General features: G+C 32.2%; 8 protein-coding genes. 6 read left to right on the forward strand and 2 right to left on the reverse strand.

Features of this window, described 5'->3' with window-relative positions:
* Nucleotides 1–198, forward strand: a 198-nt coding sequence (locus ACJMLH_RS02775; RefSeq protein WP_405274511.1) for a transposase, incomplete at its 5' end; no start/stop codon positions are given.
* A 41-nt stretch (nt 199–239) separates the two neighbouring features.
* Here ACJMLH_RS02775 and ACJMLH_RS02780 read toward each other — a convergent pair.
* Nucleotides 240–980 (reverse strand): hypothetical protein, encoded by a 741-nt coding sequence (locus tag ACJMLH_RS02780; protein WP_405274513.1) that lies wholly within the window; start codon nt 978–980, stop codon nt 240–242.
* Nucleotides 981–994: 14 nt separating this feature from the next.
* Nucleotides 995–4183, reverse strand: coding sequence for a helicase-related protein (locus ACJMLH_RS02785; RefSeq protein WP_405274523.1), 3189 nt, complete (start codon nt 4181–4183; stop codon nt 995–997).
* A 445-nt stretch (nt 4184–4628) separates the two neighbouring features.
* Here ACJMLH_RS02785 and ACJMLH_RS02790 point away from each other — a divergent pair, with 445 nt between their 5' ends.
* The 5 genes from ACJMLH_RS02790 to ACJMLH_RS02810 all read left to right on the forward strand — a co-directional run.
* Nucleotides 4629–5123 carry a hypothetical protein gene (locus ACJMLH_RS02790; RefSeq protein ID WP_405274515.1) on the forward strand — a complete coding sequence of 165 codons (495 nt, stop codon included), beginning with the start codon at nt 4629–4631 and terminating at the stop codon, nt 5121–5123.
* Between the two features lie 11 nt (nt 5124–5134).
* Entirely contained in the window at nt 5135–6073 is a 939-nt protein-coding gene (locus ACJMLH_RS02795; protein ID WP_296889450.1) for a hypothetical protein, read from the forward strand.
* Nucleotides 6074–6085: 12 nt separating this feature from the next.
* Nucleotides 6086–7012: a hypothetical protein gene (locus tag ACJMLH_RS02800; RefSeq protein WP_405274517.1), complete on the forward strand. Its 927-nt coding sequence runs from the start codon at nt 6086–6088 to the stop codon at nt 7010–7012.
* A gap of 231 nt (nt 7013–7243) precedes the next feature.
* Nucleotides 7244–7639, forward strand: coding sequence for a hypothetical protein (locus ACJMLH_RS02805; protein ID WP_405274519.1), 396 nt, complete (start codon nt 7244–7246; stop codon nt 7637–7639).
* A 257-nt stretch (nt 7640–7896) separates the two neighbouring features.
* The coding region (locus tag ACJMLH_RS02810) for a pseudomurein-binding repeat-containing protein (protein WP_405274521.1) at nt 7897–8301 on the forward strand (405 nt) is incomplete at its 3' end.

Genomic DNA, 8301 nt, shown 5'->3' on the forward strand with positions numbered 1-8301 from the left:
AAAAAACGATCAAAAACAGCAGAATGGCCATTTGGAAATATAAAACAAAATCTAAAAGTAACAGAATTCAACACAACTGGACTAAAAAGAACACAAACAGAAGCAAAATTACTCGCAATATCACACAATTTAAAACGAATATACAACGAAACAATACAAAATGAACTCATACACCAAGAAAACAAACAAAATACCTAAAAATAATAAAAATTCAAACTAAAAATTTTTTAAAAAAATAATTAATTTTGAGTCGCCCTCAAGAAATAAACAAAAACTAATTGTCCCATTAATTTTTTAGCAAAATCACTAGACTCGATTTTCTTGTTTTCAAATTCATCATGTACTTCTTTATCCCTTGATTTAACATCATTTAATGAGTCTGTTAAATCTAAAAATAATCTTTTATATTCATTGAAAAATTCAATTGTAACATTTTCAATATTAAAGACATTATCTATTTCTGAAATTTCAAATTTATTTTCGGTTATCATTAATGGAAGAATTTGTTTTCGGCAGGTGTGATTAGGTTCATTTGGACCCACAAGAAATGAATGTCTTTTTGGTGAACTTAATTTTTCTTTCAAACCTTTTTCATTGAATTCATATTCAATTTTAACATAGGAGAATCTCCAATCCTCAGTATTTGGTTCATAAAAAGCAACCAATGCATAATCATATTCATCTCTCATGAAAGTAGATACTAAGTTTCTTTGCATTGTTCTAGCACGATCTCTTGATGATTCTTTAGCTAATTCGATTACATAAAATACAATAGAATCTCCTAAATCATCTGTATAATGCCCCAATTCTAAAACTGAATTTGCATATTCAACAAATTCATTTTTTATATATTTAGTGAGATTTTTAACACTAACATTTGATATATTAAATAATTCTCGCAAAAATTTTTGGTATTGATTTAAATCGAATTTATTGTGAAAAGTTTCATTTATTAAATAAATCGCATTATTTGCATCCATAATTTACAACTCCACTATTTAACAAAATATTCTGATAATATAATTTGTGATGTTTCTTTGTTGCATTCTTTTACACATGATGACAAATCGGTTTTTAAATCATCACTTGCATATTTCATCAATGTATTTAAAATTACAAATACATAGTCATCTTGACCAATTTTTCCATCTTGAACTTGTACTGCAAATTGTTTTAATTCTTTATTAATTTTCTTTAATGGCGCATTATGTATGTATCCATCAGTTATTAATTCTTTAAATTTATTTAAATCTTTAATCTCCTTATTAGTCAATATTCTTTTGTGTTTTAGTGCAAATCTTATAGCTTTTAAAATTGATTTTTCTGTTGGTTTCATTTTACGTTTATCTTTAGGAACATTACGTAATTGGTCAAAAGCGAATTTATTTTGTGCTAAGTAATAATAATAGTCCTCATCAATTGAAACCCCTTTTTCATTTTCATCTGCTTCTAATTCTTTAATAGCTTCAAAGAAGTCTATTTCTTCAGTTCCTTCAGCTGTCGTTTTGAATACTTTTCTGAATTCGTCAGATCTCATTAAACTTATTAATGCATGATTATCCGATTTCCTTGCAACTCTTGCTTTTTTAGGAAGTTCTTCAATTTTTTTGAATAATTCAATATTATTATCTCTAATGTCCCTTATCAAAGCCAAATATTTTAACTCATCATTAGCTAATTCGTCATCTTCCTCAATTGAAGTTAATTTATTAAATAAGTCAAATGAGATTATTGGTTCTTCTGTAAGTAGTTGTGAATCATTTCCAAGTAATTCAATAAACATGGCTATTTTCTTTTCAGCTAAGAATTTTACTTGTACTTCATCCTCTATTTCATTGGTTGGGAAAAAGTTATATATTTCAATTTCTTTAAATTCTGTTCCTAATCTTTGAACACGACCTACTCTTTGCATCATTTTAGTTGGATTCCAAGGGATATCATAGTTAATAATAACATTGGATCTGTGCAAGTTCACACCATGAGATAATGTATCTGTTGCAACTAATATCCTATAGTCATTTTTTTGATTGTCTTTAGACACATTTGCGTCAAAATTATTTAATACTTCCTCCATGTCTTCTTTTGAAGAATTACCTGTGTATAATTTAACATTTCCTTCGCATTCTTGTGATATCAATTCTACAATATTTTCAGCAGTGTCTATAAATTCAGTGAAAAGAATCACTTTTTTATCTTTGAGTTCATTATTTAATAATTCAATTAATCTCCATCTTTTTGGATAATCAGTTATTGAATCCCATTTACTTTTAATGTATTTTAATACTTGTAAATCTGAGTTTAAATCAATTTCAAATTTATCTGTGAAGTCTTCACTAAAATATTCTTTCACTTTTCCCTGTTCAATATATTCTTCTATCTTATCCACATCCCCATCTTCCATAAGATTATATACTTTCCAGTTATAATCTCTGCTGGTGTAAAATACTCCTTTTTTCCTGTAATTTTCTAAGACAGTTTCATGTATTTTAATAGAGTTGTCTATTGATTTTTTAAATGCATAGCTGCCACTTTCTAATCTTTTAATGAGTAATATTTTAATGAAATTGCCCATCATTTTTTGTGAGTTTGCATATTGTGTATCAGGATTTACCCTATATTCTGGAGCCAATGGCCTATATTTGGCATAAGATAAATTTTCATTTAATAAATGTAATGTTTCTTCAAATACTTCATCTATGTAGTCATCAAAATAATAATAAACTGGTTCTGGAGGTTTAACATCAGGAAACTCCATATTGTTACGTTTTAAATCTTCAGCATAATATTTGCTAATGTTGCTTCTTGTTCTTCTAACCATCAAATATTGTAAAACATTTTCACGTATGTCTTTTGAAATTTGTTTACTAATTTTTAGATACTCTTGAGGATTATCATCCCGACTAACTGAATTTTGAAGTGCATCTAATCTATTGAAATATGCCTCTAAATCTTCAACATCGGGATTTGGTAATGTTGATTTGTGTGCTGGTTGGAATAATTTTATTTGACTTAATAAATCTGAAGGAGAGTTATTAAATGGTGTTGCAGATATTAATATTACATTTTTATCTTTACATATCTTTGACAAGTATTCGTATTGTTGGGTGTCTTCATTTCTAAAATCATGTGATTCATCAATTATTACATTTTGATAAAAATCAGAATCATATTTTTTTAATATTTGATCTAATTTTCCTTTGGATTCTACAATTGGTGTTGGCACTACACTAAATTCACTTAGTACTCTTTTCCAGCCTCCAGGGTTATGTTCTTTAACAAGTGCTGGAGGAGCTATAACTAATGTTCTTCCTCTCAAGTTTTGGGCGAGTAAAGCACCCATATATGTTTTACCTAACCCCACGACATCAGCTAAAAATACTCCCCCATATTGGTGGATTTTATCTTTTGCATCTAAAACAGCATCTCGTTGATAATCGAGATATTTGAATCCTTCAGGAACATAATCCATCTCTAATTCTTTTTTATCATTATCTATTTTATCTTTTAAATATTCATAAATAAATTTTAAGAATAATTCATAGGGAGTTATATCGTCTTTTAGCCATGTTTTATGATTTATGGTGTTAATGAATTCTTCTGATATAGGTTCTGAATGGTTCCATAGTTCTTCAAATTCCTGATGAGCAAAATCATAATCTTCATCATCTCTAAGTTCTACATTGAATTCTAAATTTCTTTCAAGGCCAGGTTGTGTGAAATTACTTGAACCGGTTATTATTCTTCCTTTATCTGGATTTTCATCTGGAAATTTCATTATGTATAATTTTGAATGTGTTTTTCTTTCTTTATAACCTCTAATTTCAAGTTTGCCTAATTGTAGCCAGTCTACAAATTGTTTTACTCCTTTTTCAACTTTGAGACTATCTTCTGAATTGTTCATTTCAGTGATTAAATCTTTTTTCATTTGATCTTTATATTCTGCAGTGGAAATATTAGTAACTTCATTATCTTCTATTAGTTTAAATGTTTGTGAATCGATTCCCATTCCAACTAATATTCTAATTTTTTTAGAGTTTTCTAAACTTTTTTGAAGTTTATGAAATCCGCTTACATAAAAATAACCCACCAAACAATCAAAAGATTCTGTGATAGGCAATAATTTTTCAAATCTTTTAGCTAATGTGTTTTCACCTTTGTTCATGATGAAACTTGTATTTTCCATTTCCAATGTAAAACCCCTATGCCTTAATTATTATGATATTTATTTTTGTTAGACACAATTTATAATGATTATTATTTATTTTAAAATAAAATCTAAAAATAAATATTACATAAAATTATATCATTTAATCAAATAATATTATACTGAAGACAATAGTTAATTCCTATGTTGTTTTCCATAGAAATAAGTCATCTTGAATTTCACAATTATCCTTAACAATATTGCTTAATGGCTTATTTCTATTCTATCCTCTTATTTTACAATATAAAAGCAATATAAATTACTTATTCTAATTTTTAACCGTTAATGTCAAAGCGTTAATGTTAATGTCAACCTTGCTAAACTTTTAAAAAAGTAGCTATTATATATAAATCTTTATATATTATAAGTAATAAATTAAATAATAAATTAAGTAATATCAAGATTTAAGTGGAGGACATAAATAATGCCAGATTCAATTGTTTTACTTGAAGAGAGAAAAGAGGTCACAACTTTCTTATTGGACGAAGGTACAATTACTGCAACCACCGTAACTACCCCAACCGGAGAAACTCCTGGATACGAGTATGCAGGAAATAAAATCAAGGTCGATGATGCTGTTACATTATCAGCTAATTCAGATATCGGCAAACCTACAGTTAAAAAATATACTGCAGCTGAAGGTGAAATCATTTTAGGTATTGCAGTCAACGATCCGGTTACCATGACCGGGGGCAAAAGAAAAACTGCAATATTAGTCCTGGGACATTTGTTCAGATTGAAATTAGCCAGCGGTTTATCAAACATCGCCGTTAATGACAGAATAGCTTTAACCAGCACCGGAGCCATCAAATCCGAAGACGGTGAATATATCGCAATGCATCCGGTTGCAAGCTCAGACGATTACAAATACATTGAAGTGTTCCGGCCATACGATATCGGAACCACAGGCCAAACATAAGGTGATAATGAATGATTACAAAAGGAAATGATACTAAAGTACAAAACGAGGTAATAGCTCAAACCATTACTGATGAAACCGCAAAGAGACTGAAGCTTGCCAGATTGTTTCCTAAACAAGAAATCAAAGAGAACTCCGACTACTACACTTATTTCAGACAGAACATCAATCTTGACGAAGCTATTAAAAAAGGTCTTTTGGGAGAAGCCAAAGATATCGCACCCGGTGCATCCCTGCAAGAATTAAACATCAGAAAGCCAGTAACGGACACTATCTCCATTGATACTGTCGGTGGAGTGCTTAACGTCAACAAGGATGTTTTCGACTCAGATATCGTTTCATTTGAAGACCTGCTGGGAGACGTTGCTACCGTTATTGCCAACAGAATCGAGTACAACATCTACGATACTTTAATAAGCTCTCCAAACGTTCCTGTCTACAATACCAGTGAAACTCAGGATACTATGGATGCCTACGGCAAATTTGTCATCAAGGCACAGGAAGCTTTCAAAGGCAATGCCGGTGCAGGCGCTGACTTGACAATAATGGCAGAGTCCTACAAAACCTTAAGTTATGTCAAACAGTTAGCTTACTCATCCAACAAGTTGGTTCAGCCTGTAGAAGACATTAAGGAATACTACGGCATTGACAATATCGATCTTTTAGGAACAACCCAGGCTGACGGAGGATCACTGATAGGTGACAAGCAGTACATCGGATTCGATTTAAGAAATGCGCCGTTAACAGTACTGTACTCCAAATCTTCTGGAACTACTGTTGCACCTATTACATCAGATGAAAACATTGCAGACTTCTATCCGATCATTGAAATCATGCGCAAGGACATCTATGACGAGTTGCCTCAATATACAAAATTGTTCATACAAAGTAAAGTCGGAATATTATTAAATAAGCCAGGTCTTGCTTTAAAAGGTACCTGCAGGCCATAAGGAGGATTGTTAATGTTAACAAAAGGAAATGATGCTAAAGTACAAAATGAAGTGATGGCACAGATTGTTGCCGACACTTCAGCCAAATGGATGAAATTCACAAGGCTTTTGCCAAAGCAGGAAATACAGGAAAACTCACAGTATTACACTTACATGTCTCAAAGAGTCAATATCGAGGAAGCTATTCAATCCGGCGTACTTGGTGAGGCCAAAGATATTGCTCCCGGCGCTACATTACAGGAACTGAATGTGAGAAAGCCAATCAGTGAAACTGTCTCCATTGACACTATCGGCGGAGTCCTGAACGTTTCAGCTCAAATGCTTGATTCCAATTTAATCTCCGTTAATGACATGCTGCAGGATGTCGGCATTCTTATCGGAAGAAGCATTGAAAAGGCAGCCATTGACATGATTATGAATTCCTCAAAAGTTGCAACCTACAACTTCCAAAGCGGTGACGATACAGGAATGACAATTCTCAAAGCTCAAGAGAAGTTCAAGGAGTCAGCCGGTAGCTTCGCAAACTTAAACAGTATGGCCGTAAGCTACAAGTCACTCACAACCTTAAAGTCAGACATATTCGAAAGCAACAGACAAGTCGAACCTGTTGAACTGATCAAAAGCTATTACGGTGTTGACAACATTGACATCCTTGGAACTGCAGTATGCGATGGCGGTTCCGAGATGGGGGACAAAACATACATCGGTATGGACTACATCAACCCAGGAATGAAACTGCTGTACTCAAGGACTACAGGAACCACCGTTGCTCCTTTAGGCCCTGACGGTGAGATGTATGATTTCTATCCGTTGATTGAATTCATGAGAAAGGACATCCGTGATGAACTGCCAATGTATACAAAGCTCTTCATCCTTTCAAGTGTCGGTGTTTTGATGAATGCACCTAACAGAATTATCAAAGGTAATTTCAGAGCATGAGCCATAATTTAACTCCTAAATATATTGGCCCTTTCGTTAGGGATGCGTGTAGGGATAAAAGAATATGAAAATCCCAATGGTTGATTTGGTGAAGTTTTAATTGCTTTTTATCACCAACATCTTCTGCTAAGAGTTTTTTACTCCAAATCCATTAAAGCTGGGATTGACCCTTCTCCCAGCTTTACCTATATATTTGGGAAGCAGATATATCATATAATCAGAGGCTATAAAATGAAACTAATTCTAGATAGTGAAAATTCACATCCGGCAACAATAAATGTTAAAGGAAAAGAAATAATGTTGCTGTTAATTGAATCAAGCATATTAATTGACTCATCCCAGATAGCTAAGATATTTGACAAAAAAGAAAAGACTGTTGCCGGTAAAGTTCACAAATCCAAACTGGAGAAATATGAAACCGATAATGTGAAGATATTAAAGAATTATGGATTGATGAATCCGGATGCAGTCAAGCCAAGACCGTTCTATGATTTGAGATTGATGCTGGAAGGACCGGCTTATTATTACTTCAAAAAAGAGGATGAAACTGATTTGATCGATGTTATTGTTAGAGTAGCTATCGGAAAGCACCGTGAGTGGATTCATAACAGAAACATCAAATATTAACGACTGCCATTGCCTATTGAAAACTTGTTTTTAAAATGCTTTGATATATATCGGGGTTTAAAAACCAATCTGGTATTGACAACCCTTGCCGTTAATGTCAATGGCGGCCAATTAAATCAAATCAAAAATTCAGCTATTGATTTTATCAGCTCTCTTGTTGGAAACATAGGGTATTTTCAACACTTGTATTACATACTATTTTTATTATCTAAAATATATAAAAAATATAATAAATATGATAATACAAATTATAATATATGACAGAAGATAATATAAGCTGGACAAGTTTTTGTCAGGCAATGAACTCAATAGCATTCTGGTTAATCCAGAACAAAAAGAAGTACAGGAAACGTGACTATTACCAGATATTGACATTGAAAGGCAGCTGCAGTGATGTTGAAAAGAAAGCCAAGAAATTAGGTTCAGACAAGCTGGTGGCAATGTATACAATGGCTGTGATAAAGGATAACAGTTCTTTGGATTTCCTTCCAAACTATGTTATGTTAAAGAACGGGGCCAAAATCGACAAGGCAGAATATGTAGACATGGCCATAAGAACTGAAAGCTACATCAGAGCAAACGGAAGGCTTCCTGCAATCGTTTACAGAATGTCAAAGCTTCCCGATTATAGTGACTCAACAATGAAGCTGTTTATCAAGACA

The organism is Methanobrevibacter sp. (assembly GCF_045116495.1).
Classification (GTDB): Archaea; Methanobacteriota; Methanobacteria; order Methanobacteriales; family Methanobacteriaceae; genus Methanocatella.